27 protein-coding genes are annotated in these 25,237 nt (G+C 56.3%); 21 read left to right on the top strand and 6 right to left on the bottom strand.

Annotated features, from left to right (window positions below; translation table 11 throughout):
* Positions 1-37: 37 nt before the first annotated feature.
* Positions 38-1,021 carry a tRNA-modifying protein YgfZ gene (gene ygfZ / locus AC6I8X_RS16070; RefSeq protein ID WP_497840103.1) on the bottom strand — a complete coding sequence of 328 codons (984 nt, stop codon included), beginning with the start codon at positions 1,019-1,021 and terminating at the stop codon, positions 38-40.
* A gap of 226 nt (positions 1,022-1,247) precedes the next feature.
* On the opposite strand from ygfZ, the gene sdhE reads away from it, so the two are divergent.
* A complete protein-coding gene (sdhE, locus tag AC6I8X_RS16065; protein WP_084876553.1) occupies positions 1,248-1,514 on the top strand; it encodes an FAD assembly factor SdhE in 267 nt (88 codons plus the stop codon).
* Positions 1,489-1,905: a protein YgfX gene (locus AC6I8X_RS16060; protein ID WP_497840102.1), complete on the top strand. Its 417-nt coding sequence runs from the start codon at positions 1,489-1,491 to the stop codon at positions 1,903-1,905. Before sdhE ends, AC6I8X_RS16060 begins: the two co-directional genes overlap by 26 nt.
* Positions 1,906-1,961: 56 nt before the next feature.
* Here AC6I8X_RS16060 and fldB read toward each other — a convergent pair whose 3' ends face one another.
* A complete protein-coding gene (gene fldB, locus AC6I8X_RS16055) occupies positions 1,962-2,480 on the bottom strand; it encodes a flavodoxin FldB (protein ID WP_313687613.1) in 519 nt (172 codons plus the stop codon).
* A gap of 102 nt (positions 2,481-2,582) precedes the next feature.
* On the opposite strand from fldB, the gene xerD reads away from it, so the two are divergent.
* The 12 genes from xerD (at position 2,583) to AC6I8X_RS15995 (ending at position 14,059) form a co-directional block, all read left to right on the top strand.
* Entirely contained in the window at positions 2,583-3,476 is an 894-nt protein-coding gene (gene xerD / locus AC6I8X_RS16050) for a site-specific tyrosine recombinase XerD (protein WP_084876550.1), read from the top strand.
* Between the two features lie 22 nt (positions 3,477-3,498).
* The gene (gene dsbC / locus AC6I8X_RS16045; protein WP_310617475.1) at positions 3,499-4,212 is read left to right on the top strand and encodes a bifunctional protein-disulfide isomerase/oxidoreductase DsbC; all 714 of its coding nucleotides are present in this window, start codon (positions 3,499-3,501) and stop codon (positions 4,210-4,212) included.
* 6 nt (positions 4,213-4,218) lie between these two features.
* On the top strand, positions 4,219-5,949 hold the full coding sequence (gene recJ / locus AC6I8X_RS16040; protein ID WP_497840101.1) for a single-stranded-DNA-specific exonuclease RecJ: 1,731 nt from the start codon (positions 4,219-4,221) through the stop codon (positions 5,947-5,949).
* A gap of 151 nt (positions 5,950-6,100) precedes the next feature.
* Positions 6,101-7,199 (top strand): peptide chain release factor 2 gene (gene prfB, locus AC6I8X_RS16035; RefSeq protein ID WP_299460086.1). Its coding sequence is split into 2 segments (ribosomal slippage): positions 6,101-6,175 and positions 6,177-7,199, totalling 1,098 coding nucleotides; the frame shifts between segments, so codons are not numbered across the junction.
* Positions 7,200-7,208: 9 nt separating this feature from the next.
* A complete protein-coding gene (gene lysS, locus AC6I8X_RS16030; protein ID WP_497840100.1) occupies positions 7,209-8,729 on the top strand; it encodes a lysine--tRNA ligase in 1,521 nt (506 codons plus the stop codon).
* Positions 8,730-8,848: 119 nt separating this feature from the next.
* Positions 8,849-9,700 carry a MurR/RpiR family transcriptional regulator gene (locus AC6I8X_RS16025; RefSeq protein WP_313689428.1) on the top strand — a complete coding sequence of 284 codons (852 nt, stop codon included), beginning with the start codon at positions 8,849-8,851 and terminating at the stop codon, positions 9,698-9,700.
* 252 nt (positions 9,701-9,952) lie between these two features.
* Positions 9,953-10,789: a transporter substrate-binding domain-containing protein gene (locus AC6I8X_RS16020; protein WP_084876545.1), complete on the top strand. Its 837-nt coding sequence runs from the start codon at positions 9,953-9,955 to the stop codon at positions 10,787-10,789.
* 2 nt (positions 10,790-10,791) lie between these two features.
* A complete protein-coding gene (locus AC6I8X_RS16015) occupies positions 10,792-11,424 on the top strand; it encodes a DUF1989 domain-containing protein (RefSeq protein WP_313689426.1) in 633 nt (210 codons plus the stop codon).
* On the top strand, positions 11,408-12,055 hold the full coding sequence (locus AC6I8X_RS16010) for an urea carboxylase-associated family protein (RefSeq protein ID WP_313689425.1): 648 nt from the start codon (positions 11,408-11,410) through the stop codon (positions 12,053-12,055). The genes AC6I8X_RS16015 and AC6I8X_RS16010 overlap by 17 nt, the downstream gene beginning before the upstream one ends.
* A gap of 3 nt (positions 12,056-12,058) precedes the next feature.
* On the top strand, positions 12,059-12,709 hold the full coding sequence (locus AC6I8X_RS16005) for an amino acid ABC transporter permease (protein WP_416411791.1): 651 nt from the start codon (positions 12,059-12,061) through the stop codon (positions 12,707-12,709).
* Complete coding sequence (locus AC6I8X_RS16000; protein ID WP_299460105.1) at positions 12,709-13,374, top strand: amino acid ABC transporter permease; 666 nt, start codon at positions 12,709-12,711, stop codon at positions 13,372-13,374. Before AC6I8X_RS16005 ends, AC6I8X_RS16000 begins: the two co-directional genes overlap by 1 nt.
* Before the next feature lie 13 nt (positions 13,375-13,387).
* Positions 13,388-14,059: a DUF1989 domain-containing protein gene (locus AC6I8X_RS15995; RefSeq protein ID WP_084876540.1), complete on the top strand. Its 672-nt coding sequence runs from the start codon at positions 13,388-13,390 to the stop codon at positions 14,057-14,059.
* A 103-nt stretch (positions 14,060-14,162) separates the two neighbouring features.
* Here the strand turns inward: AC6I8X_RS15995 and AC6I8X_RS15990 are convergent, their stop codons facing one another.
* Positions 14,163-14,789, bottom strand: a complete 627-nt coding sequence (locus AC6I8X_RS15990; protein ID WP_313685341.1) for a serine protease — start codon at positions 14,787-14,789, stop codon at positions 14,163-14,165.
* A gap of 384 nt (positions 14,790-15,173) precedes the next feature.
* On the opposite strand from AC6I8X_RS15990, the gene AC6I8X_RS15985 reads away from it, so the two are divergent.
* Positions 15,174-16,337, top strand: a complete 1,164-nt coding sequence (locus AC6I8X_RS15985) for an MFS transporter (RefSeq protein WP_084876538.1) — start codon at positions 15,174-15,176, stop codon at positions 16,335-16,337.
* Here AC6I8X_RS15985 and AC6I8X_RS15980 read toward each other — a convergent pair.
* Positions 16,334-17,254, bottom strand: a complete 921-nt coding sequence (locus AC6I8X_RS15980; protein ID WP_084876537.1) for a LysR family transcriptional regulator — start codon at positions 17,252-17,254, stop codon at positions 16,334-16,336. The genes AC6I8X_RS15985 and AC6I8X_RS15980 overlap by 4 nt on opposite strands.
* 110 nt (positions 17,255-17,364) lie before the next feature.
* Here AC6I8X_RS15980 and lysA point away from each other — a divergent pair, with 110 nt between their 5' ends.
* Positions 17,365-18,618: a diaminopimelate decarboxylase gene (gene lysA, locus AC6I8X_RS15975; protein ID WP_497840099.1), complete on the top strand. Its 1,254-nt coding sequence runs from the start codon at positions 17,365-17,367 to the stop codon at positions 18,616-18,618.
* A gap of 83 nt (positions 18,619-18,701) precedes the next feature.
* Here lysA and AC6I8X_RS15970 read toward each other — a convergent pair whose 3' ends face one another.
* Positions 18,702-19,013, bottom strand: a complete 312-nt coding sequence (locus AC6I8X_RS15970; protein WP_416411793.1) for a PTS lactose/cellobiose transporter subunit IIA — start codon at positions 19,011-19,013, stop codon at positions 18,702-18,704.
* A gap of 179 nt (positions 19,014-19,192) precedes the next feature.
* On the opposite strand from AC6I8X_RS15970, the gene AC6I8X_RS15965 reads away from it, so the two are divergent.
* The 5 genes from AC6I8X_RS15965 to AC6I8X_RS15945 all read left to right on the top strand — a co-directional run bounded on the left by AC6I8X_RS15965 (position 19,193) and on the right by AC6I8X_RS15945 (position 23,594).
* A complete protein-coding gene (locus AC6I8X_RS15965) occupies positions 19,193-20,527 on the top strand; it encodes a PTS sugar transporter subunit IIC (RefSeq protein WP_299460125.1) in 1,335 nt (444 codons plus the stop codon).
* 9 nt (positions 20,528-20,536) lie between these two features.
* Entirely contained in the window at positions 20,537-21,964 is a 1,428-nt protein-coding gene (locus AC6I8X_RS15960; protein WP_497840098.1) for a glycoside hydrolase family 1 protein, read from the top strand.
* Positions 21,965-21,974: 10 nt separating this feature from the next.
* Complete coding sequence (locus tag AC6I8X_RS15955) at positions 21,975-22,292, top strand: PTS sugar transporter subunit IIB (protein ID WP_313685351.1); 318 nt, start codon at positions 21,975-21,977, stop codon at positions 22,290-22,292.
* A 79-nt stretch (positions 22,293-22,371) separates the two neighbouring features.
* On the top strand, positions 22,372-23,145 hold the full coding sequence (locus tag AC6I8X_RS15950; protein WP_208717240.1) for an FCD domain-containing protein: 774 nt from the start codon (positions 22,372-22,374) through the stop codon (positions 23,143-23,145).
* Positions 23,145-23,594 carry a GNAT family N-acetyltransferase gene (locus AC6I8X_RS15945; protein WP_497840097.1) on the top strand — a complete coding sequence of 150 codons (450 nt, stop codon included), beginning with the start codon at positions 23,145-23,147 and terminating at the stop codon, positions 23,592-23,594. The genes AC6I8X_RS15950 and AC6I8X_RS15945 overlap by 1 nt, the downstream gene beginning before the upstream one ends.
* Before the next feature lie 119 nt (positions 23,595-23,713).
* On the opposite strand, the gene AC6I8X_RS15940 is transcribed toward AC6I8X_RS15945, so the two are convergent.
* A complete protein-coding gene (locus AC6I8X_RS15940; protein ID WP_497840096.1) occupies positions 23,714-25,237 on the bottom strand; it encodes a methyl-accepting chemotaxis protein in 1,524 nt (507 codons plus the stop codon).

The following is a 25,237-nucleotide window of genomic DNA, read 5'->3' as shown; positions in this document are numbered from 1 at the left end:
GCGTAGCGGCGCGATAAATCGCGCCGCTACAGATGTGTCAATCCTCCAGGGAATAAGGCAGCGGCTGGATCGTCAGTTTACCGCCTTCGTCACCTTCCACCCGCAGTACGCTATCCGGCTCAAGGTCGTTATTCATCACCACCTGCACCCATATTTCACCGTCATCCAGCTGAACCGCTGTAAGAACGGTGCCGGTACGACGCCACTTATCACCCATCTGCAATTCCAGTGAACCATCGACCTGTGGCAGATGGCTGGCATTACCCGCCAGCCAGTACAGGGCGCGTTTATTGGCACCACGGAATTTGGCACGCGCCACCATTTCCTGCCCGGTGTAACAACCTTTTTTAAAGCTGATAGCGTCGAGCGCCTGCAGGTTAGTGGCCTGTGGAATCAGCTGCGCGCTGGTGGCGCTATCGATCACCGGAATACCCGCTTCAATATCCAGTGCCAGCCACTGGGTGCTGTCATTGAGCTGCGCATCACCTTTCAGCTTATCTTTCAGGGCTTCAGCCTGTGCCAGGGTGGTGACCAGCAGAAAGCGCTCCGCTGGCTGTTCAAACCACAGCAGGGTGGTGTCGTCCTGTTGTACCACTGGCGTGGCCGCATCGGGCAGAAGCGGGAACTGACCTGCCAGCGCGGTGCGCGCCTGGAAACCGGCGACGCCCAGCAGCACGGCATCGTCATCGGCAGCGATGGTGACTTTAGCGAACACCGCATACTTTTTCAGCTCAGCCAGCTGGGTGTCACGCAGATTGCGACGAACCAGGTAGCCATAACCTTCGCCGCGATGGAACAGGCGCAGGCTGGTCCACATTTTCCCTTTGGCATCACAATGCGCCGCCGGGCGATGCTGGGTCGTATCCAGAGCCGCCATGTCCAGCGTCAGCTGGCCTTGCAGATAGGAGGTGCTGTCTTTGCCTTGCACCGAAACCAATGCCCACTCATCAAGAGACATCAGGGTTAATGGCAGACGAGAAGATGCCGCAGGCTGGCGTGGCGGAAGGGTATAAATAGGCATGGGCTATTCCTGATTATTGGGTTCATCCGTAGATAATGATTCCATGTTAAAAGAGCCGCGCGGCATTGCAACCTGTTTGCGGAATCCGACGCACAAATCGCGTGATAACCCTGCATTGTGTAAAAGGGTTTTGCGCGTTGATGCACAGCAACCTAAGCCACGCCTGCAGCCTTGAAAAAAAGCAGGTACACTGAGCGCCATTGTTTGCCGCTGTGGAAAAAGACACATGGATATTCATGACAAATCCCGCGTCCAGTGGGCATGCCGTCGTGGCATGCTGGAACTGGACATCGCCATCATGCCGTTTTTCAAATATGAATATGATTCTCTGACCGACGCCGACAAGCAGGTGTTTATTGCCTTGCTGAAAAGTGACGACCCTGATTTGTTTAACTGGATGATGAACCACGGTGAGCCTGCTGACCCCGAGTTCAAACGCATGGTGAAACTGATTCAGCAGCGCAATCGTGAACGCGGTCCGGTGGCAATGTAATCTGCATCCGTCGCGCAGCGCGCGTGCGTTGCTGGCGCTGATGCTCGGTTGCTGTTGTGTGCTGGTTGTGGCTTTGCCCTGGCCGGAGATGTGGCGCTGGGGCAAAGTTCTGCTGCTGTTATTACTGCTGGCAGAAGGCTGGCGCAACCACAGGTTGCTTCAGCAACGCCGTGGACGGCTGGCACTGGATCAACAAGGTCACTGGGAGTGGGATAACAGCAACTGGCGCAATGCGCGTGCGCCGGGCTGGTTGCCGATTGGCGTGTTGCTGGTGCTGCGTAATCAACAGGGGCAGTGCAGGCGGCTGTGGCTGATGTATGACAACATGCCATCTGGTTACTGGCGTACGTTGCGAGCCCACTGCTTTATGCATACCAGCCCGGAGCCGTAGCGGCGCGGTTTATCGCGCATCTCATAGCAACCCTGCCGTTGCCTGCGGATGATGCCTTAAAGCAGTTCAGCAGTTTCCGTCAGAACCTGTTCACACCACTGTTCGATACGTTCATCACTCAGTTCGAACTGGTTAACATCGTCGAGCGCCAGGCCGACAAATTGTTTGCCGTCGGCGGTGAGGGGTTTCGGGCTGGTAAATTCATAGCCATCCAGCGGCCAGTAGCCGACAAACTGCACGCCCATCGGTTGCAGCAGCTCATGCAGCATACCCAGCGCATCAAGAAACCATTCGCTGTAGCCAATCATGTCGCCCATGCCATAGAGCGCGACAATTTTCCCGCGCAGATTCAGTGCCGGGATTTGTGGCCAAATCGCTTCCCAGTCTTCCTGCAATTCACCAAAATCCCAGGTGGGAATACCGAGGATCAGCAAATCGTACTGCTCCATCAGCGTGGGATCGTCATCTTTCAGATTATGCAGGGTGACTAATTCTCCACCAATAAAGTCGCGGATCTTCTCCGCAGTCATTTCGGTGTAGCAGGTACTTGAACCGTAAAACAGGCCGATATTCATGCAATTAATGCTCTGGCTGAAACTGACTTTGGCGCAATTGTACCAGAAGCCGGCGCTTTTCAGGCATAATGAGCACGATTTCACACGAGCTGGAGGGAGAGAGTGGAAGACAGTGATCTGATCGAACAGTTTCTGGATACGCTGTGGATTGAGCGCAATCTGGCACAGAATACCCTCGCATCGTATCGGCAGGATCTGCAAACCCTCACCGGCTGGCTGCACCATCATGAGCGCACCCTGCTGACGCTGGAGGCGCTCGATTTGCAGCAGTTTCTGGCAGAACGCGTGGAAGGCGGCTATAAAGCCACCAGTTCTGCGCGTACCCTGAGCGCCATCCGTCGGTTATTTCAATATCTGTATCGTGAAAAGCTGCGCAGTGACGATCCCAGCGCATTGCTTTCTGCCCCGAAGCTGCCGCAGCGCCTGCCGAAGGATCTTAGCGAAAAGCAGGTGGAAAGCCTGTTGCAGGCACCGTCGATCGAGATCCCGCTCGAACTGCGCGACAAAGCGATGCTGGAGTTGCTCTACGCCACTGGCTTGCGCGTATCCGAGCTGGTGGGTTTAACCCTGAGCGATATCAGTCTGCGTCAGGGCGTGGTGCGGGTGATCGGTAAAGGCAACAAAGAGCGCCTTGTGCCATTGGGTGAAGAAGCGATTTACTGGCTGGAGCATTATATGGAGCATGGTCGTCCGTGGTTGCTTAACGGGCAGACTCTGGATGTGATGTTTCCCAGTAACCGAGCGCAACAGATGACGCGCCAGACGTTCTGGCATCGCATCAAGCATTACGCCATCCTGGCCGGGATCGACAGTGAAAAATTGTCGCCGCATGTGCTGCGTCACGCGTTTGCCACACATTTACTGAACCACGGGGCCGATTTGCGCGTCGTACAGATGTTGCTGGGGCATAGCGACCTCTCAACCACCCAAATTTATACGCATGTCGCCACTGAGCGTCTGCGACAGTTACATCAACAGCATCATCCGCGAGCCTGACACGCGGCAACAAGGAAATGAGATGAAAAAACAGTTAACGATGCTGGCTCTGCTGGTCAGCACTTTTTCCGGGCTGGTCCATGCCGATGACAACGCCATCCAGCAGGCGCTGAAAAAACTCGGCCTGCAACAGACGGAAATTCAGCCGTCACCGTTGCCTGGCATCAAAACCGTGCTGACGGAAAGCGGTGTGCTGTACGTCACCGAAGATGGCAAACACATGATTCAGGGGCCGCTGTACGATGTCAGCGGTGCTCAGCCGGTCAACGTCACTAACCAGCTGCTGGAGAAAAAAGTTGCCGCGCTGGAACCGCAAATGATCGTGTACAAAGCGCCGAAAGAACAACACGTTATCACTGTGTTCACCGATATTACCTGCGGTTACTGCCGTAAGCTGCATGAGCAGATGGCGGACTATAACGCGCTGGGCATCACCGTGCGCTATCTGGCGTTCCCGCGTGAAGGTCTGCATGGTCAGGTGGAAAAAGCGATGAAAGCGATCTGGTGTAGCGCCGATCGTAACAAAGCCTTTGATGAAGCGATGAAAGGCAACGCGCCCCAGATGGATGCGCCAGCCACCTGCAAAATCGACCTCGATCAGCACTACAAACTTGGCATTCTGTTTGGTATCCAGGGGACTCCCGCCATTCTTACCGACAGCGGCATGATGATCCCTGGCTATCAGGGACCGCAGGAGCTGAAGCAGGTGCTCGATGGCCAGAAAAGTGGCGGTTAATCCACAGTGATCCATTCTGTTGAACTGCGTCGGCGTGCAATCCATGCCGACGATGCTTTACCTGCCGATTTGCCGCCGCTGCTGCGTCGGCTCTACCTGCAACGTGGTGTACGCGATGCCGCAGAACTGGAGCGCGGCGCGAAACATCTGCTGCCCTGGCAAACGTTAGGCGGCATTGAAGCCGCTGTGACCTTGCTGCATCAGATGCTGCGCGACGGTCGCCGCATTGTGGTGGTCGGCGATTTTGATGCCGATGGAGCGACCAGTACGGCGCTGACGGTGCTGGCGCTGCGTAGCCTCGGTGGCAATATCGATTATCTGGTGCCAAACCGGTTCGAAGATGGTTACGGCCTGAGCCCGGAAGTGGTGGAACAGGCACGCGCACGCGGTGCCGAAATGATCCTCACGGTGGATAACGGTATCTCGTCCCATGCAGGCGTTGATACTGCGCATCAGCACGGTATCCCGGTGCTGGTCACGGACCACCATCTGCCTGGCGAAACGCTGCCTGCTGCCGAAGCCATTGTTAACCCCAATCTGAGCGACAGCGATTTCCCCTCGCGGGCGCTGGCCGGGGTCGGCGTCGCTTTTTACCTGATGCTGGCGTTACGTGCCCATTTGCGTACGCAAAACTGGTTTAGCGATGGGCGCAGCGAACCCAATCTGGCGGAATGGCTTGATTTGGTGGCGCTCGGCACCGTGGCGGACGTGGTGCCACTCGATGCCAATAACCGTATCCTGGTATGGCAGGGCCTGAGTCGCATTCGCGCCGGGAAATGCCGCGTGGGTATTCGTGCCTTGCTGGAAATCGCCAATCGTGATGCGCGTCAGCTGGTCGCCAGCGACCTTGGTTTCGCCATCGGCCCGCGCCTCAACGCTGCCGGGCGACTGGATGATATGTCGGTTGGGGTGGCGTTGCTGCTGACCGAGGACATCACCGAAGCACGTATGCTGGCGAACGAGCTGGATGCACTCAATCAGACCCGTAAAGAGATTGAACAGGGCATGAAAAGCGAAGCGCTGGCGCTGTGTGATGCGCTGGAGCGGCAGAATACCGATTTACCGCTGGGGCTGGCGTTTTTCCATCCCGAATGGCATCAGGGGGTGGTGGGCATTCTCGCCTCCCGCCTGAAGGAGCGTTTTCACCGTCCGGTGATTGCGTTTGCTCCGGCAGGGGATGGCACGCTGAAAGGCTCTGGTCGTTCGATTGCCGGTCTGCATCTGCGCGATGCGCTGGAACGCCTCGATACGTTATTCCCCGGCCTGATGATCAAGTTCGGCGGCCATGCGATGGCGGCGGGTTTGTCGCTGGAGGAAGCGCGTTTTGATGAGTTTCGCCAGCGTTTTGCTGCGCTAATCGATGAATGGCTGGCAGGCGAAGCGTTGCAGGGGGTGATCTGGTCTGATGGCGAGTTGCGTGCGCAGGAGTTTTCGCTGCAAACCGCTGAGTTACTGCGCGAAGCGGGTCCCTGGGGCCAGGCGTTCCCCGAGCCGGTATTTGACGGGCGCTTTAAAGTGCTGCAACAAAAACTGGTGGGCGAACGTCATCTGAAAGTGATGGTGGAGCCGGTCGGCGGCGGCCCGTTGCTGGATGGTATTGCGTTTAACGTCGATACTACCTTGTGGCCGGACAGTAGCGTGCGCCAGGTCGAACTGGCCTACAAGCTGGACATCAACGAGTATCGCGGCAACCGCTCGGTACAGCTGATTATCGACCATCTGTGGCCGCTGGCATAAGCAGGCTACCATTCCCCGTCATAATTCGGGTTGCAGCCAACGCGCCTGCGACACGAAGTATGACGGGGATACAAAATAAACGCGCTTTCGGTTAAACTAGCGCGTTAGTATTTTATCCTCTCACCGAATCGTCAAAAAAGACTGAAAAGCCATGTTTGAAATCAACCCGGTCAAAAACCGTATTCAGGACCTCACCGAGCGCAGCGACGTTCTTAGGGGGTATCTTTGACTACGATGCCAAGAAAGAACGCCTCGAAGAAGTAAACGCCGAGCTGGAACAACCTGACGTCTGGAACGAACCTGAGCGCGCACAGGCGCTGGGTAAAGAGCGTTCGTCGTTAGAAGCCATCGTCGATACCCTGGACCAGATGCATCAGGGTCTGGAGGACGTGCAGGGTCTGCTGGATCTGGCGGTTGAAGCCGACGACGAAGAGACCTTTAACGAAGCCGTTGCCGAGCTGGATGGACTTGAAGTCAAGCTGGGTGAACTGGAATTCCGTCGTATGTTCTCCGGCGAATATGACAGCGCCGATTGCTATATCGATTTGCAGGCCGGTTCCGGTGGCACCGAAGCGCAGGACTGGGCCAGCATGCTGATGCGTATGTATCTGCGCTGGGCTGAAGCCAAAGGCTTCAAAACCGAAATTATTGAAGAGTCAGAGGGTGAAGTGGCCGGTCTGAAATCTGCCACCATTCGCGTCTCTGGCGACTATGCTTTCGGCTGGCTGCGTACGGAAACTGGCGTTCATCGCCTGGTACGTAAGAGTCCGTTTGACTCCGGCGGCCGTCGTCACACCTCCTTCAGCTCGGCCTTTATCTACCCGGAAGTGGATGACGATATTGATATCGAAATCAACCCGGCAGATCTGCGTATTGACGTTTACCGTGCTTCGGGCGCGGGTGGTCAGCACGTTAACCGTACGGAATCCGCGGTACGTATTACCCATATTCCGACCGGTACCGTGACGCAATGCCAGAACGATCGTTCGCAGCATAAGAACAAAGATCAGGCGATGAAGCAGATGAAAGCGAAGCTGTACGAGCTTGAGATGCAGAAGAAAAATGCTGAGAAACAGGCGGCAGAAGATAACAAATCTGACATCGGCTGGGGCAGCCAGATCCGTTCGTACGTGCTGGACGATTCACGCATCAAAGATCTGCGTACTGGCGTCGAAACCCGTAACACCCAGGCGGTGCTGGACGGTGACCTCGATCGTTTTATTGAAGCAAGTTTAAAAGCAGGGCTATAAGGAACCGACATGTCTGAACAACAACCGCAGAGCGCTGACGCCGCACTTGAGTTTAATAACGAACTGAAAACGCGTCGCGAAAAACTCAGCGCGCTGCGTGAAACCGGCGTGGCGTTTCCTAACGATTTCCGCCGTGACACCACCTCCGATAAGCTGCACGCCAGCTATGATGAGAAAAGCAACGAAGAGTTGGAAGATCTCGGCATTGAGGTGAGCGTGGCCGGTCGTATGATGACTCGCCGTATTATGGGCAAAGCCTCGTTTGTCACCCTGCAGGACGTCGGTGGCCGCATCCAGCTGTATGTGGCGCGTGATGACCTGGCAGAAGGCATCTACAACGAACAGTTCAAGAAGTGGGATCTCGGCGATATCCTCGGTGCACGCGGTAAGCTGTTCAAAACCAAAACGGGTGAACTGTCGATCCATTGCTCTGAGCTGCGTCTGCTGACCAAAGCGCTGCGTCCGCTGCCGGACAAATTCCACGGCCTGGCCGATCAGGAAACCCGTTATCGTCAGCGTTACCTCGACCTGATCGCCAACGACGAATCACGCCACACCTTCCAGGTTCGCTCTAAAATCATGGCCGGTATCCGCCAGTTCATGGTCGGTCGCGACTTTATGGAAGTGGAAACCCCAATGATGCAGGTGATTCCGGGTGGTGCTTCGGCGCGTCCGTTTATTACCCATCACAATGCGCTGGACATCGATATGTACCTGCGTATTGCGCCGGAACTGTATCTGAAACGTCTGGTGGTCGGTGGTTTTGACCGCGTATTCGAGATCAACCGTAACTTCCGTAACGAAGGGATTTCGCCACGTCATAACCCAGAGTTCACCATGATGGAACTCTACATGGCGTATGCGGATTACAAAGATCTGATCGAGCTGACCGAAAGCCTGTTCCGCACCCTGGCGCAGGACGTGCTCGGCACCACGGAAGTGCCGTACGGTGAACACAGCTTCGATTTCGGTAAGCCGTTCGAAAAACTCACCATGCGTGAAGCGATCAAAAAATACCGTCCGGAAACCGATCTGGCCGATCTGGATAACTTCGACAAAGCCGTGGCGATTGCTCACTCTCTGCACATCAAAGTGGAGAAAAGCTGGGGTCTGGGCCGTGTTGTGACCGAGATCTTCGAAGAAACCGCCGAAGCACATCTGATCCAGCCGACCTTCATCACCGAATATCCGGCTGAAGTGTCACCGCTGGCGCGTCGTAATGACGAGAACCCGGAAATCACTGACCGCTTTGAATTCTTCATCGGCGGCCGTGAAATCGGTAACGGTTTCTCCGAGCTGAATGATGCAGAAGACCAGGCGGAGCGTTTCCTGCAACAGGTGAATGCCAAAGATGCAGGCGATGACGAAGCGATGTTCTACGACGAAGATTACGTTACTGCGCTGGAACACGGCCTGCCGCCGACTGCGGGCCTGGGTATCGGTATCGACCGTATGGTGATGTTGTTTACCAACAGCCACACCATCCGCGACGTGATCCTGTTCCCGGCTCTGCGCCCGTCAGGCAAATAATCGCATTGCCATACCAAAAAATGGTCGCCTTCAGGGCGACCTTTTTTTTGCCATAAAAATCCTGATGACAACCCGGCACGCTCTGTGCAGGATGGTTTTTTTATTTGCAGGGAATCACCATGAGTGCAAAAGCGGCATCGTTAGAAGGCCGGATTCGTCAGCACTGGGATCAACTCTCCAGCCACGAACAGCGGCTGGCTGATGTATTGCTGGCCGCACCCGGTCAGCTCGCCATGAACACGGCGACAGAACTGGCGCACAGCGCCGGGGTCTCCAAAGCCACCACTACCCGTTTCTTCCGTCATCTCGGTTATGAAAGCTACGAAGCGGCACGCCGTCAGGCGCGTGATATGCAAAGCAGCGGATCACCGCTTTATTTGCAGGTTGTTCCCAGCGCCTCACCGCTCGACAGCATCATGCAGCAGCATCTGGAAAAAGAGATCGCCAATCTGGTCAACAGCTACCGTACGCTGGAAAGCGCCCAGTTGCAGGAGGCGGTTGCTGCTATCGCCCGCGCGCGGCGCGTGGTGGTGATGGGCTGGCGTCATAGCCAGACTATCGCGCAGCTGATTTATCGGGACCTGATTCATGTCCATCCCGATGTGCGTTTGCTGCCACGTCCGGGCGATTCGCTGGCGGAACATCTCGCCTCGCTGGGAGAGCAGGATGTGGCGATCTGTGTCGGCCTGCGCCGCCGTATGCCGGTGCTCGACGCAGCGATGAATGTGCTGGCGGAGCGGCAGGTGCCGATGTTATATCTGGCCGATGTGTTGTCCGGTAAACCGGCACGCCACGCCCAATGGGTGGTACGCTGCCACACCGACAGCAGCCTGATTTTCGACAGCACCGCCGCACTGTCCGGCATCTGCAATCTGCTGTGTTCACTGGTGGCACGCCAGATGGGCAAAGCCAGCAATGATTACCTCGCGCAGGTTGAAGCGCTGCACCAATCCCTCGACGAGCTCGAATAACGCCCCATGCTGGCGCATTTTGCGCCAGTTTTTGCCCTTAAATGGTGCATCCGGTGTTGCCCGGTTCCCTGCTGTTTCATTAGTAATGAAACCATAGAAACTTAAAATAAAAATAAAGAAACAATTGTTTCTCAATGATTGTACAGGGAAAAGTGGTCACTCCTCCCTCTGGTGCGATCGGTGTGTGAAAAATCTGGCACAAAATATGCTCAGTAGAAAAAGACATTTCACCAACACCAGGGAAACACCATAATGAAAAAAACAGCAATGCTGATTGCCGCACTTTTGTCTGTTGGTACGCTGGCGCAGGCGCAAGCCGACACGCTGGCCGACATCAAAAGCAGCGGCAAAATCACCGTCGGTATCGACCCGACATTTCCTCCGTATGAATACACCGACGACAGTGGTGCGATCACCGGCTATAGCGTGGCGATCATGCAGTCTTTCGCCAAAGACCTCGGTGTGAAACTTGAGTTTCAGAAAACCGCGTTCAGCGGCATTTTACCGGGCCTGATTTCCGGCTCGTTTAACGCTGAAGGTTCCTCCCTGAACGTCACCGCCGAGCGCGCGAAGAAAGTGCTGTTCACCGTGCCCTACAGCAAAACCGTTAACGGTGTACTGGTGCGCGAAGATGAAGCCAAAACCTTTAGTGGCAAAACCCTCAGCCCGGAAAGCCTGTCTGGTCTGCGCGGTGCGGTGAAAACCGCCAGCGTACCGGAGCAGTTGCTGAAAGGGTTTAACGAGCAGCTGAAAAAAGCCGGTAAAAAACCGATCACCATCATCAGCGTCGATTCCCTTGATCAAACTGTCAGCACCCTGATGACCAAACGCGCCGATTTCGTTTACGACGATATCTCGGTGCTGGCACCGGTGGTGAAGAAGTATCCGAGCAAAGTGGCGCAGGTGGGCGAGGTCGGTCCGTCACAGTGGATGGGCTGGGCAACACGTAAAGAAGACGGCAGCCTGAACAAAGCCCTGAGCGACCATATCCTGGCGATGCAGAAAGATGGCGAGCTGACCAAACTGCAACAGCAGTACCTCGGCACCACTTTTACCGTGCCGGCCAGCGATTTCATTCCCCAGGAGTAAGTATGTGTCAGTCAACCCTGACGGTTCCGGCGGGCTTTGGTAAAACCTTCCGTGTGCGCAAAGGCCAGTTTATTACCGTCATTGATAGTGAAGGGCAGCAGGCCGCGGATTTTGTTGCGGTCAATGCCGACGACCTGAACGAAAAGCTGTCGCCGGTGCATACCCGCCAGCATCTGCGTTCGCTGTTCTTTAAACCCGGCGATGCGCTGTGGTCGAGTGACAACCGCCCGCTGCTGCGCATTGTCGCGGATACCATTGGTATTCACGACGCGAACGTCCCCGCCTGTGATCGCACGCGTTTCAGTGTTGATTTCGGCGTTGAGGGACATCGCAACTGCGTTGATAACCTGCTGGAAGGGATGAAAGCCTTTGGCGTGACGTACTTCACCCTGCCGGAACCGTTCAATCTGTTCCAGAACGGCCCGGTTACCGCCGATGGGCGGATGGAAGTCACCGATCCCCACAGCAAGGCGGGCGACAGCATCACCTTTGAAGCGCTGTGCGACCTGATTTGTTCGGTATCGTCCTGCCCACAGGACATCATTCCGGGTAACGGCTTGCAGGTGACACCTATCGATATTCGCGTCAGCGATCACTACCACACCGGGGAGATGCCGCATGTTGCTGATGCGTGAGAGTTATGAAGAAAGTGCGGAGCGCACCCTGGCGGCACCGGTTGAGGTGGCAGCGGGGAGCGTGGCATCGATTCGCGTGCTGCGTGGTCAGCTGCTGCGTATCACCGCGCTGGGGGAGGGGGCGGTAGCCTCGCTGTTTGGTTTTAGTTTGCAGGATCCGGCGGTATGGCTGTCGGTGCACCATACTCGTGTCTTCAGCAACAGTTATCTGCTCGGCTCCGGTATGCGCCTGGTCAACAACCGTCGCCGTCCGATGATGGTGCTGGGTAAAGACAGCGTCAAACGCCATGACCTGCTGCTGCCAGGTTCCACTACCTCGTTTCTGGCCCAGCGTGGCTACGGCGGCGAGGGTTGCATTGAAGGGGTAAGCCGCGAACTGGCGCGTCTGGGTATGACAGTGCCGAAGCTGCCGGATCCGATCAATCTGTTTATGCACGTCAAACTGACGCGTGACGGCGACATCCTGCCAGAAACCAACCTGACTCAGGCTGGCGACAGTATTACCTGTCGTGTGGTGATGGATACGCGCTTTATCGTCTCTGCCTGCAACACCGGCATTGAGGGCAACGACAAGCCCGCGCCGTTGCGACTGGCGGTGGCGGAGAACCTGACAGACTTTAACGCGGAGTAAGCGATGGGGCTGGATCAACAGGTAGTGGCCGCGCTGCCGGAGCTGGGGCACGGTCTGCTGATGACGCTGGTACTGACGGTGCTGGCATCATTGGTGAGCGTAGTGATGGGGCAGCTCGGCTGCTTCCTGCAACTGCGCCGGGCCTGGATCTGGCGCGCCATTGGCCGTCTCTACGTTAGCCTGATGCGTGGCACCCCGGCCATTGTTCAGCTGTTTGTGGTGTTTTTCACCTTGCCGCGCCTGGGGCTGGGTGGTCAGCCGATGCTTGCTGCGGTGGTGGCGATTGGTCTGAACAGTGGGGCTTACGTGGCGGAAATTCTGCGCGTCAACCGTAGTCTGGTGACGCGCGGGCAACTGGAAGCCGCCCGGACGCTGGGGTTAAGCCGCGCGCTCACCTGGTGGTATGTCATCAATCCTCAGGTAATGCGTGCCAGCCTGCCGATGCTGGTGAATGAGTTCACCATTTTGCTGAAAACCACCCCGCTGGCCTCAGTGGTGGCGCTGACAGAACTGACCTACGCCGGTCAGATTGTTATCGCCCGCACCTATGACGCCACTCAGGTGCTGCTGCTGGTGGCGGCCGGTTATCTGCTGATTGCGCTGCCGTTAATCGGTGCGGCACGACGTCTGGAAGCAAAACGGAGACTGGCATAGTGGATTGGCAGGCAATTATTACCTCGCTGCCATCGTTAGGGGATGGCCTGGTGGCAACCCTGCAATTGTGTGCGGTGGCGGCGCTGTGTTCGCTGCTGTGGGGGGCGTTGATGGCAACCATGCTGATGCGAGCCTCACCGTTCTGGCAGCGATTGCTCAATATTTACAGTGGGTTAACCCTGGCACTGCCGTTGCTGGTGGTGATTTATCTGCTCTATTTTGTGTTGCCGGAGTACGACATTACCCTGTCTTCGCCGGTGGTCGGCGTGCTGGCGCTGACGCTCTATTACGCACCTTATATTGCTCAGGTGATCCGTGCGGCGATTGCCGCGCTGCCGAAGGGGCAGTGGGAGGCGTGTCGGGTGCTGGGGCTGAGCCGCAGCGAGCAACTGCGCGATGTGGTGTTGCCGCAGACGCTGCCGCAAATGCTGTCACCGCTGGTCGGGTTAACCATTGGTTTGATTAAAGACTCTGCGCTGCTGTCGGTGGTTTCGGTGCAGGAGTTTATGTACGCCGCCAAACAGGCAATTTCTGATACGTACGCGCCGCTGGAGATCTACCTGACAGTAGCGCTCTGCTACTGGCTGCTGAACAGCCTGATCGACTGGCTGGCGCGCTGTCTTGAATCCCGCATGACGCGCTATCGTCGCGGCATGCAGCATTAATCTGGAGAACAACATGTCGGCTGAATATCAGCATCGTGCAACCATGACCATTCCGGCGCGCTACGGTAAAGCGGTGCGTCTTAATAAGGGCGAAGCGGTGCAGGTGATTAACCTGCACGGTACCCAGGTGGTGGATTGCTGGGCCTACAACGCGGATGACGTTAGTGAATATATGTGTATGGAGGCGACACGCGTCTGGAACCAGCGCCTCAATCCAAAGGTGGGTGATAGTTTTATTACCAGCCAGCGCCACCCGATTCTGACGCTGGTGGCGGATACCTCGCCTGGGGTGCACGATACTTTTATGGCGGCCTGTGATGCACGTCGCTATGAACTGCTGGGCTGCACCGAACCGCACCGTAATTGCCACGATAACCTGCATGAAGGGCTGGCAGAGCTGGGCGTGCAACTGCCACATGGCAACCTCGCGTCGTTCAATATTTTTATGAACATCCAGGTTCAGGCAGATGGCATCACCCTGAAGACGCTGCCGGTGGTAACCAAACCGGGTGATTACATCGTGCTGCGTGCCGAGATGGATTGCTTTGTGGCGTTCTCGGCCTGTCCGCAGGATATCGTCAGCATCCAGGGGCAGGGCGATAACACCCCGCGCGATGCTGAGCTGCGTATTCTCACCGACGGGTTTCCGCAGGTGACATTACAGGGGCCGTGGGTTCCGGCATAACAGATAAGACGCGTGCACTGAATTGTAGCGGCGCGATTTATCGCGCAATATTGTGCGTCGTGCCGGAAAATACCGCGCGATAAATCGCGCCGCTACAGAATGTTTACGATTTCATCACCCCATCCAGCCACTTCTGGAAGCGCGCATAAGGAATATACAGCGCCACATCCTTGTACAACGTTTTACCGCTGTGGTTATCGTTAATCCGGCTGCTGTAGCCGACGATCACCCCGGCTAAGGTGTTGTCGCTGGCGTTATACACCGCACCACCGGACATGCCCTTCACCACGCCCGCATTGGCGGCCACCACCACGCAGCTGGGTTTGTTCCAGTCATTCGCCAGCGTGGTATTGATCAGGTTCTGACCGGTGGAGGCCACCGGCATCGCGCTGATAAAGCTGTAGCCATAGAGATTGATGTTGTCGCCAATCCGCCCATTACGAAAATGCGGCGGGAGATCGGACTCGCTGTTTTTGTGATACACCACGGCAAGATCGCATTCGGGGTGCCAGGCCTTCACCCGATACATCGAGTATTTCGCCACATGCGCGGCCGTCAGGCTGTACTCGGGAGTCAGGGGAATCACTGAGCCGAGCGCACCGACACCCAGCACGGTAGGAATGCCGGTGAAGGTCATATCGACGCGCTTTTGCGCCTCTTTACTGTACTCGTAGTGCCCGACCGAGCAGCCAGTCAGACAGCCAATCGTTACGGCTATGAGCCATCGCATACGCTCTCCCCTTTGAAGAATGACGAGACATTACCAGGCAATCCATTGGGGTATCGGCAACGCGGAAATTTCCTTTAAGGATTGCTTCCCCGTCGAAATGCGACGGTGATCACAACCCGTCTTCAAGAGTAGCGTGAAAAAATCGTTCTGTTTCAGGAATGAGAAAACACCGAAGGGGTACAGATCCGCTCTCTGCGTGAGCAGTGAACGATTATTGCGGTAGCGGCAAAATAACCTTGCGGCACGCGGGGTGTATGGCAGAAAGTGGCTATGCTTTAATACGCGTTGTGACGCAGATCAAAAATTAATAAGCGTCTGCTATCACCGTTCCGCGTTCGTGGAACGGCCTGCCTGCATAAATTATCGTTATTGGGAGAGTGAGTTATGCCTGTTGCATTACTGGCGCTGGCGCTGAGTGCGTTCGCCATCGGCACCACGGAATTTGTCATCATGGGATTACTGCCGGAAGTGGCGGGTGATCTGCAAGTGTCGATTCCTTCTGCGGGATGGCTGATCAGTGGCTATGCGTTGGGTGTCGCCATCGGTGCCCCGATTATGGCGCTGCTGACAGCAAAACTGCCGCGTAAACGTACCCTGGTGCTGCTGATGTGTATCTTCATCGTCGGCAATGTCTTGTGTGCGCTGGCCTACAGCTACAATCTGCTGATGCTGGCACGCATTGTCACCGCGCTGTGTCACGGTGCGTTTTTCGGCATCGGTTCCGTGGTGGCGGCCAGTCTGGTCGCCCCGAGTCGTCAGGCATCGGCAGTGGCCTTGATGTTCACTGGTCTGACGCTGGCGAACGTGCTCGGTGTGCCGTTGGGCACCTGGTTTGGTCAGATGTTTGGCTGGCGCGCTACCTTCTGGGGGGTGGCGATTATCGGTATCTTCGCCTTTATCGCGTTGATCGTCAGTCTGCCCACCAACAAAGACGAAAAGCCGGTGCATCTGGCGAGCGAAGTCAGCGCGCTGGCGAACGGCAAACTGTGGCTGTCGCTGCTGATGACGGTGTTTTTTGCTGCGGCAATGTTTGCGCTGTTCAGCTATATCGCACCGCTGCTGTTGCAGGTCACCGGTATCACCGATCGCGGCGTCAGCTGGACGTTGTTCCTGATTGGTGCGGGCCTGACGGTGGGTAACATCCTTGGCGGCAAACTGGCTGACTGGAAAGTCTCTTTCAGCCTGATCCTCAGCTTCTCGCTGATTGCGGTGTTATCGCTGCTGTTCAGCTGGACCAGCCATGCGCTGTGGCTGGCAGAGATCACCCTGTTCCTGTGGGCGATGGCGACCTTCGCCACCGTACCGGGGCTGCAAATCAACGTGGTACGCCACGGTAAAGACGCGCCAAACCTGGTCTCAACCCTGAACATTTCCGCGTTTAACGTCGGCAATGCACTGGGAGCCTGGGTCGGTGGCGCGGTGATCGACAGAGGCTACGGCCTGACCTCGGTACCGGTGGCCGCTGCAGCGCTGGCGGTGGTGGGCCTGGTGGTCTGCCTGATTACCTTCCGTAAATCAGGTGGGCAGGGCGAGGCGGTGCGCGCTTAAGCCAGCCGCTCGGCAATGCGCTGGGGGAATGCGGCGACCTGTTGTTGCAGATGGTCGCAGAAGTGATCCACCAGCGCTGACGCCGGACGGTGTTGCGGGCGTACCAGGCTGATGGTAAATGGCACCGCAATGCTGAACCGGCGCATCACCACACCGCTGTCGGCGTAATCCAGCGCCGTCAGCGGGTTCACGATCGAAACCCCCACCCCGGCGCGCACCATCGCGCACACCGACGCTGCGCTATGCGTCTCCAGCACCAGTCGTCGTTCCACCCCTTGCTCATGAAACAACGTATCCAGTAACTGACGATAGCTGTCACTGCGCGACAGGCTGACGTAGTTTTGCCCGTGGAAATCCTGCGGCGTCAGCACCGCACGCTGGCACAGCGGATGCTGGGGCGGCAGCACACAAACTTCATCACAGGTCAGCAGCGCAACACGCTCGGTGCCTGCCGGGGCATGCTGGGTTTCCGTCAGCCCCAGATCGTAACGCTGCGCCGACAGCCACTCCTCCAGCAGCGGTGACTCCTGCGGAATGATGTTCATGCTTACCTGCGGATAACGCTGCAAAAATGGCTGACACAGCGGCGGCAGCAGCGATTGAGAAAACACTGGCAGGCAGGCGATGGAGAGTTCGCCCTGGCGGAACTGACGTAAACCTTCGGCGGCATCCATGATGCGATCCAGCCCGTACCACGAGCGCTGCACCTCTTCGAACAGGCGCAGCCCCTGCACCGTGGGTTGTAAGCGGCCACGTACCCGCTCAAACAGTTGCAGCCCGAGCTGCTGTTCCAGCCGCGCCAGTTCACGGCTGACGGTAGGCTGCGAGGTATGCAGCAGCGTGGCCGCCTGGGTCAGGTTGCCGCTGGTCATCACCGCGTGGAAAATTTCGATATGTCGCCAGTTAATTTTTGCCATACAGCCTCCGTCGCAATCCATATCATATTTGTATAGCCGACAGTAAAACAGATATTTTTCTGCATGGATGGGCTGTGGCTAAATAGCCTTAACGTCACAGGAGAATTGCTATGCCACGTCCATTGAATAACACCGTCACGGCGCTGACTGCCGCCAATTTGCTGCCACTGGCGCAGCGCTATGCTGGCCCGTTCTGGGCTTATGATGCCAGCGTCATCCAGCAGCGCATTGCGCAGCTGAGCCAGTTCGACGTGGTGCGCTTCGCCCAGAAAGCCTGCTCGAATATTCATATTCTGCGCCTGATGCGCGCGGCGGGCGTGAAGGTGGATTCCGTCTCACTGGGAGAGATTGAGCGTGCGCTGGCTGCCGGTTATCAGCCGGGTGGCGAAGATATCGTGTTCACCGCTGACGTGTTCGATCAACCCACGCTGGCGCGTATTGCCGAGCTGAAAGTGCCGGTGAACGCCGGTTCAGTGGATATGCTGCATCAACTCGGGGCGGTATCAAAGGGCCATGCGGTGTGGCTGCGTATTAACCCTGGCTTTGGCCATGGCCACAGCCAGAAAACCAACACCGGCGGCGAGAACAGCAAGCACGGTATCTGGCACAGCGATCTGCCGCAGGCGCTGGCGGCGATCCAGCAGCATGGTCTGCGTCTGGTGGGTCTGCATATGCATATCGGTTCCGGCGTGGATTACGGTCACCTGCAACAGGTGTGCGACGCGATGGTCGATCAGGTGGTGGCGTTTGGTCAGGATCTGGCAGCGATCTCTGCCGGTGGCGGCTTGTCGATTCCTTACCGCTTCGGTGAAGAAGCGATCGATACCGATCACTACTACGGCCTGTGGAACGGCGCGCGTGAACGTATCGCGGCGCACCTGGGGCATGCGGTGAAACTGGAAATCGAACCGGGCCGTTTCCTGGTGGCAGAATCCGGCGTGCTGGTTTCACAGGTCCGTGCGGTGAAAGAGATGGGTAGCCGTCACTTTGTACTGGTGGATGCGGGCTTCAGTGATCTGATGCGTCCGGCGATGTACGGCAGCTATCACCATATCTCCCTGCTGCCTGCTGATGGCCGCGCGGTGGATGAAAGCCAGACGGTGGCGAGCGTGGTGGCTGGTCCGCTGTGCGAATCGGGCGATGTCTTTACCCAGCTGGAAGGCGGCAAGGTGGAAACCCGCGACTTACCGGCGGCCGAGGTCGGTGATTATCTGGTATTCCACGATACCGGCGCTTATGGTGCATCGATGTCATCCAACTACAATAGCCGTCCGCTGATCCCGGAAGTGTTGTTTGAAAACGGCAGCGCGCGCGAGATTCGCCGCGCGCAGACCATCCAGGAGCTGCTGGCTCTGGAGCTGTAAGCCCCACCATGTTCCGTAGCGGCGCGATTTATCGCGCAATTTCGTGCGCGATGGATGAAAAATCCGCGCGATAAATCGCGCCGCTACGCCCTGAGCAGTTCTTTGCGCAATAATATGATTTCCTCTGCCAGATCGCGGCACAGCATTGCGGTCATCAAATGATCCTGCGCGTGCACCAGAATCAGGGTCACTGGCACTTTGCCGCAACCTTCATCGGCCCCAATTAGCGCGGTCTGAATCTTATGCGCGGCCTTGGCCGCTTCGTCCGATGCGCGTAATGCCGCCTCTGCTCCGTCCCAGTCTTTTTTGCGCGACTGCTGGATCGCCATCATCGCCTGAGATCGTGCTTCTCCCGCATTAATCAGCAGTTCCATCATCGTTTGTTCAAAATCCATACTCGTCTCACTTATTGGTATGCCAAATTCACGTTTTTGATGCTACCGGAATACCAAAAAGAGTTTCCGCGAACATGATCACAGAAATAACTCGCAATGATCGTCATTTTGGTATGCCACAACAGGGAAGCTGACGCACAACACAGGAATGCTTCATCCAAACCACCGAGGGTTGACCCATGTCTCTACAGGACCGTCTTATCGATTCTCTGGGTAGCTTTGCCACGCGTTTCAATAGCTACCGCTACATCATGGCGATTAAAGCCTCTTTCATTACGCTGATGCCGGTGATCATCGTTGGCGCATTTTCGGTGTTGATCTCCAATATGGTGCTCGATGCGAAAAATGGTCTCGCCAGCTTTCCGATGCTGGCGTTTCTCGCCGATCTGAAACCGATTACCAGCAGCATCAACTACGCCACCCTGAGTTTTCTCAACATTGGCGCGGTGTTTCTGATTGGTATCGAGCTCGGGCGGATCAACGGCATAAAAACGTTGTTTCCCGGCCTGCTGGCGATTATCTGCTTTATCTCCGTTACGCCGACCACCTTGCAGATGCTGGTCGATGGTCAGATGCATTTGGTCACCGATGTGCTGGCGAAGCAGTTCTCCGATACCAAAAGCCTGTTTCTCGGCATGTTTATCGCCATCCTTTCGGTGGAGATTTACTGTCGGCTGGAGCATGTCGAGCGGCTGAAAATCAAAATGCCTGACACCGTGCCGCCTAACGTTTCCGCCTCTTTCTCGGCGCTGATCCCGTCGATCATCACCGTGACGCTGGTCGCCACCTTTGGCTTTATCTTCCACCAGCTGACCGGCATGTATCTGTATGACGCGGTCTACAAAGTGGTGCAGCAGCCGCTGGAATCGGTGGTGCAGAGCCTGTGGGGCATTCTGCTGCTGATGTTTGTCGCCCAACTGTTCTGGGTGATCGGCATTCATGGCAATCAGATGGTGAAACCGATTCGTGAACCGCTGCTGCTGGGGGCGATTCTGGTGAATATGAACGCCTTCGAGCAGGGCAAAGAGGTGCCGAATATCATCACCATGCCGTTCTGGGATGTGTATATGAGCATTGGCGGTTCCGGGCTGACCATTGGCCTGCTGACCGCGGTGATGCTGGCAACCAAACGCAAAGAGATGCGCGAGATTGCCAAGTTATCCCTCGGCCCCGGCCTGTTTAACATCAATGAACCGGTGATTTTTGGTATGCCGATCATGCTCAACCCGATCCTTGCTATTCCCTTCATCATCACCCCGCTGGTGACCGGTTCGATTGGCTACTTCGCTACGGTAATGGGCTTTGCCGGGAAAGCGGTGGTAATGGTGCCCTGGACCACGCCGCCGATTATCAACGCCTGGCTGTCCACCGCCGGTTCTATGGGCGCAGTGGTCACTCAAATCATCTGCATCGGTGTGTCGGTGTTGATCTACCTGCCGTTCGTCAAAGTGGCGGCTCGCCGTGCCGAAGCAGCAGAGGCGAAAAACCTGCAACCGGAACTGGCGCAAAATTAAGGAGTTAGCATGAGTACCTATCATATCCCGCTGCCGGATGGCTTTATTCTCGGCGCGGCGGCATCGGCCTGGCAAACCGAAGGCTGGAGCGGCAAAAAACCGGGGCAGGATTCATATCTGGATGCCTGGTATAACCATGATCGTGATGTGTGGCACAACGGCTACGGCCCGGCGGTGGCGACGGATTTTATTAACCGATTCCGCGAAGATGTGGCGCTGATGAAAGCAGCGGGCCTGACGCACTATCGCACCTCGATTAACTGGTCGCGCTTCCTGACCGATTACGAAAACGCGGTGGTGGATGAGGAGTACGCGGCGTATTACGACCAGCTGATTGATGAGCTGCACCGCAACGGTATTGAGCTGATGCTGTGCCTCGAACATTACGAGTTGCCAGCGCAGTTGCTGGAACAATATGGCGGCTGGCAATCGAAGCATGTGGTGGAGCTGTTCACCCGCTATGCCGCGCAGGTCTTCGCCCGTTACGCCGCAAAAGTGACGCGCTGGTTTGTTTTCAACGAGCCGATTGTGGTGCAGACGCGTGTTTATCTGGATGCGCTGCGCTGGCCGTATGAGCAGAACACCCATAAGTGGATGCAGTGGAATCATCATAAAAATCTGGCGACGGCAAAGGTGGTGCAGCTGTTTCGTCAGCAGGGCTATGCCGGAACGGTTGGCACCATCCTTAATCCGGAAGTCACGTATCCCCGCTCAACCGCCGCGCATGATGTGAAAGCGGCCAGCATGTATGACCTGTTCTATAACCGGGTGTTTCTCGATCCGGCAATCAAAGGGGAATATCCCGCCGAACTGCTGCAACTGCTGGAAAAGCATCAGATCAGGTGGGAGGTGACGGCGGAAGAACTGGCGATTATCGCAGCCAACACCGTTGATGAAGTAGGGCTGAATCTTTATTACCCGCATCGGGTGAAAGCCCCGTCCCACGCCTGGCACCCTGAGACACCGTTTCATCCGGCGTACTACTACGAGCATTTTGACCTGCCAGGCCGACGAATGAATACCTCGCGGGGCTGGGAAATTCAGCCGCGCATCATCTACGACATGGCGCAACGCATGAAACAGGAATACGGCAACCTGCCGTGGTTTGTAGCGGAAAGCGGCATGGGCATTGAAAACGAAGCGCGTTTTAAGGATGCGCAGGGTGTGATTCAGGACGATTACCGCATCAATTTTATTGCCGAACATCTGCATCAGGCGCTGCGCGCGCAGGCGGCGGGCTGCCATTGCCAGGGCTACATGCTGTGGGCCTTCACCGATAACGTCTCGCCGATGAATGCGTTTAAAAATCGCTACGGATTAATCGAAATCGACCTGGATAACCATCGTCAGCGTCGTATGAAAAAGTCAGCGCATTGGTTTCGTCAGCTGCGTGATAGCCAGCAGCTGACGCTAAATATTGATGATGAAGTGAAATAAGGACGCCAACATGAAACGAATCGTACTGGCCTGCGCGGCAGGCATGTCTACCTCAATGGTGGTCACCCGGATGGAAAAAGAGGCGGCGGCGCGCGGCCTTGAGTATCAGATCTACGCTATCCCGGAGCAAAACCTGCGCGAAGAGTTGCAAAATTACGGCAACGAGGTGGCGGTGGTGCTGCTGGGGCCGCAGGTGCGCTTCAAGCTGGAGGAAAACAAAAAGCTCACCGACAGTTATCAGCTGCCTATTGCGGTGATCGATACGCTGGCTTACGGCACGTTGAATGGTGCAAAGGTACTCGATCAGGCGCTGGCTTTGGTACACTAGCGCCCAGATAGCAGACAGGTTCCCGTGCGCAATGGAGGCGGCTGGAACCTTGTGCGCCATGATGCAAAAGGGTGACAGCGTGGAAAAAGCCGAAGCGCCACAAGAGAAAAAGCAGTATCAGGAAATCGGGCAGCATCTGCGCCAGCAAATTATTGACGGACATTACCCGGTTGGCTCGCGCCTGCCACCGGAGCGTCAGCTGGCGGAAACCTGGGGCGTGAGTCGTACTATCGTGCGTGAAGCGTTACTGATGCTGGAGCTGGAGGGCACGGTCGATATTCGTCAAAGCTCGGGTGTCTACGTGATGCGTATCCCTTCGGACAGTGATGATGCGGAAGAAGCCTTTTTCCGCAGCGATGTTGGCCCTTTCGAAATGCTTCAGGCTCGTCAGTTGCTGGAGAGCAACATCGCCGCTTTTGCGGCCAAAATGGCAACCAAAGCCGATATTGAAAACCTGCGTCGTACCCTGGAGCAGGAGCAGCGTGCCATTGCGCTCAACGACAGCAGCCAGGATAACGACAAACTGTTTCATCTGCTGCTGGCGGGCGCGACGCAAAATCAGATGCTGCTGGATACCGTCACCAGCGTCTGGCGTCATCATGAAGCCAGTCCGCTGTGGCAGCAGCTGCGCCCGCAGTTTGAAACCCGCGCGTATCGTCTGAAGTGGTTAGGAGACCATCAAACCATCCTCGCAGCGTTGCGTCGCCGTGACGTGATGGGGGCCTGGCAGGCGATGTGGCAACATCTGGAAAATGTGAAAAATACCCTGCTGGAACTCTCTGATGCGGATGCGCCGGATTTTGACGGTTATCTGTTTGAATCGGTGCCTATTTTTCAGGGGAAATTAATGTAATGCAGATTCTGCCACTTCAGGAAGTGCCTCATTTCGCCTCACAGGTTACCGATTGGCTGTGGCGGGAATTTGGTGAAGGCACTCCGCGTGAGTTTTATGCCAGCATTGTAAAAAGCAGCCTGAAAGGGGCTGATTTTCCGGTGACCTTTGTGGCGCTGGATGGGGGCAGGCCGCTGGGAACGGTGGGATTCTGGCGCTGCGATTTGATCAGCCGCCAGGATTTCTATCCGTGGCTGGCGGCGTTGTTTATCGAAGAAGATGCGCGCGGGCAGGGCGTCAGCCAGGCGCTGCAACAGCATGTTATCGACTATGCCCGCGAGCGCGGCTATGACCGGCTGTGGTTGTGGTCCACCTTTGCCGGATATTACGAGCGTTTTGGCTGGGAGTTTAAAGAGGAAGCGCTGGAGTACCCGGATACCGTGGTACGGGTGTATCAGCGGGCACTGTAGCGGCACGATTTATCGTGCTATTCCGGGCACGGTGCCGGATAAAACGCGCAATAAATTGCGCCGCTACGAATCGCACAACATTGTAGCGGCACGATTTATCGTGCAATGACGGGGAATTGTCAGGCGCGATACAACCGAAACGCGCCGACCAGCCGCGAAACATGCTCCGCCTGTTCCTGCAACGACTGAGACGCTGCCGACGCCTGCTCCACCAGTGCCGCATTCTGCTGCGTCACATCATCCATCTGATCAATCGCCCGATGCACCTGGTTAATCCCCTGGCTTTGCTCTGCGGCAGCGGTGGCGATTTCATTCACCAGGCTATTGACCTGCGTAATCACTTCATTGACCGACTGAATGCTGTCGCCCACCTGCGCCGCCTGCTGCGCGCCGGACTCAATCAAATTGGTTGAGGCTTCAATCAGCGTTTTAATTTCCCGTGCGGCGGTAGTGGAGCGATGGGACAGGTTGCGCACTTCTCCGGCCACCACGGCAAAGCCTTTGCCATGTTCCCCGGCACGCGCGGCTTCGACGGCGGCATTTAAGGCCAGGATATTGGTCTGAAACGCAATGCCTTCAATCAGGCCGGTAATATCTTTAACTTTTAACGCACTTAAATGGATGTCGTTCATGGTGCTGAGCATGGTGTCCAGCGACGCGGTACTCTGGCGCGACAGCGTGCTGGCATTATCCGCCAGTCGGGTCGCATCGCGCGTGTGGTCGGCGGTCTGGCGCACGGTTTCACTCAGCTCGGTCATGCTGGCGGCGGTCTGCTCCAGCGAGGCGGCCTGTTGCTCGGTACGTGCCGAGAGATCTTCATTACCGGCAGCGATTTGCGTTGAAGCGCTGCTCACCGACCCGGCAGCAGTATTCACCGCTGTCAGCGATTTTGAAATATGGCGCATCAGCTTATTAAAGTAACCGGCCATTCTGCTCACTTCATCGTTGCGGCTTTCGTCAGCCGCCACCGTGAGATCGAGATGCTCAGTTGCCTGCGCCATAATCGTCGAGATGTTGTTCAGGCTGCGGCGGATATGCTTAATGGTCAGCAGTGCGAATATCACAATCATCAGTACCGCGACGGTGATCCCCGCTACGGTTGCCCAGCTGACAAAATGAAAAATGGTGCGGTTGGTGGCCCGCAGTTGGTCGCCAACTGTCATGTTGAGCGCCATTTGCTGGCGATAATCGGTAATCAGCGTCTGGAGCGCGCTGCCCATGCCCTTAGCGTTTGCCAGCACGTTTGGTTGATTGGCTTTTACCGCGTCAAGAAACGCGGGCAGACGCTGACTCAGCAGCTTAAGAGTGTCCGTCGCCTGCTGCACCAGTTGGGCGTCTTTATCATCGGCGATATGGGTGTTTTGGTAAGTCTGCTGTTGCTTGCGAATTTCAGCGATCTGCTGCGCCAGCTGTGATTCAAGCGTATCTGTTGGGCTATTTTGGTATTGATATAAACTGAGCCACAACTGCTGGCTACGATCGGTGAGGTCACTCAGCAGTTTAATTGAGGGAATGGCGCGGCTTTGCACATTTTCGAAGCGATCCTGAAATCCGCTGATAAAACTGATCGCCAGCGTCCCCTGCGCGATGATAACCGCGGTGATAAAACCCAGAGCCAGAAGTAAACGTCTGGAAATGCTCAT

The organism is Pantoea sp. X-Soil-TKNS-1280, assembly GCF_059730475.1.
Note: the sequence above shows the minus strand (reverse complement) of the source record. Positions and strands in the feature narration are given on the sequence as shown.

What these genes read in the sequence shown, in the direction of transcription:
- ygfZ (WP_497840103.1), bottom strand. Translation starts at nt 1,021, where the DNA reads ATGCCTATTTATACCCTTCCGCCACGCCAGCCTGCGGCATCTTCTCGT.
- sdhE (WP_084876553.1), top strand. Translation starts at nt 1,248, where the DNA reads ATGGATATTCATGACAAATCCCGCGTCCAGTGGGCATGCCGTCGTGGC.
- fldB (WP_313687613.1), bottom strand. Translation starts at nt 2,480, where the DNA reads ATGAATATCGGCCTGTTTTACGGTTCAAGTACCTGCTACACCGAAATG.
- dsbC (WP_310617475.1), top strand. Translation starts at nt 3,499, where the DNA reads ATGAAAAAACAGTTAACGATGCTGGCTCTGCTGGTCAGCACTTTTTCC.
- lysS (WP_497840100.1), top strand. Translation starts at nt 7,209, where the DNA reads ATGTCTGAACAACAACCGCAGAGCGCTGACGCCGCACTTGAGTTTAAT.
- AC6I8X_RS16025 (WP_313689428.1), top strand. Translation starts at nt 8,849, where the DNA reads ATGAGTGCAAAAGCGGCATCGTTAGAAGGCCGGATTCGTCAGCACTGG.
- AC6I8X_RS16020 (WP_084876545.1), top strand. Translation starts at nt 9,953, where the DNA reads ATGAAAAAAACAGCAATGCTGATTGCCGCACTTTTGTCTGTTGGTACG.
- AC6I8X_RS16015 (WP_313689426.1), top strand. Translation starts at nt 10,792, where the DNA reads ATGTGTCAGTCAACCCTGACGGTTCCGGCGGGCTTTGGTAAAACCTTC.
- AC6I8X_RS16010 (WP_313689425.1), top strand. Translation starts at nt 11,408, where the DNA reads ATGTTGCTGATGCGTGAGAGTTATGAAGAAAGTGCGGAGCGCACCCTG.
- AC6I8X_RS16005 (WP_416411791.1), top strand. Translation starts at nt 12,059, where the DNA reads ATGGGGCTGGATCAACAGGTAGTGGCCGCGCTGCCGGAGCTGGGGCAC.
- AC6I8X_RS15995 (WP_084876540.1), top strand. Translation starts at nt 13,388, where the DNA reads ATGTCGGCTGAATATCAGCATCGTGCAACCATGACCATTCCGGCGCGC.
- AC6I8X_RS15990 (WP_313685341.1), bottom strand. Translation starts at nt 14,789, where the DNA reads ATGCGATGGCTCATAGCCGTAACGATTGGCTGTCTGACTGGCTGCTCG.
- AC6I8X_RS15985 (WP_084876538.1), top strand. Translation starts at nt 15,174, where the DNA reads ATGCCTGTTGCATTACTGGCGCTGGCGCTGAGTGCGTTCGCCATCGGC.
- AC6I8X_RS15980 (WP_084876537.1), bottom strand. Translation starts at nt 17,254, where the DNA reads ATGGCAAAAATTAACTGGCGACATATCGAAATTTTCCACGCGGTGATG.
- lysA (WP_497840099.1), top strand. Translation starts at nt 17,365, where the DNA reads ATGCCACGTCCATTGAATAACACCGTCACGGCGCTGACTGCCGCCAAT.
- AC6I8X_RS15970 (WP_416411793.1), bottom strand. Translation starts at nt 19,013, where the DNA reads ATGGATTTTGAACAAACGATGATGGAACTGCTGATTAATGCGGGAGAA.
- AC6I8X_RS15965 (WP_299460125.1), top strand. Translation starts at nt 19,193, where the DNA reads ATGTCTCTACAGGACCGTCTTATCGATTCTCTGGGTAGCTTTGCCACG.
- AC6I8X_RS15960 (WP_497840098.1), top strand. Translation starts at nt 20,537, where the DNA reads ATGAGTACCTATCATATCCCGCTGCCGGATGGCTTTATTCTCGGCGCG.
- AC6I8X_RS15955 (WP_313685351.1), top strand. Translation starts at nt 21,975, where the DNA reads ATGAAACGAATCGTACTGGCCTGCGCGGCAGGCATGTCTACCTCAATG.
- AC6I8X_RS15945 (WP_497840097.1), top strand. Translation starts at nt 23,145, where the DNA reads ATGCAGATTCTGCCACTTCAGGAAGTGCCTCATTTCGCCTCACAGGTT.
- AC6I8X_RS15940 (WP_497840096.1), bottom strand. Translation starts at nt 25,237, where the DNA reads ATGAGCATTTCCAGACGTTTACTTCTGGCTCTGGGTTTTATCACCGCG.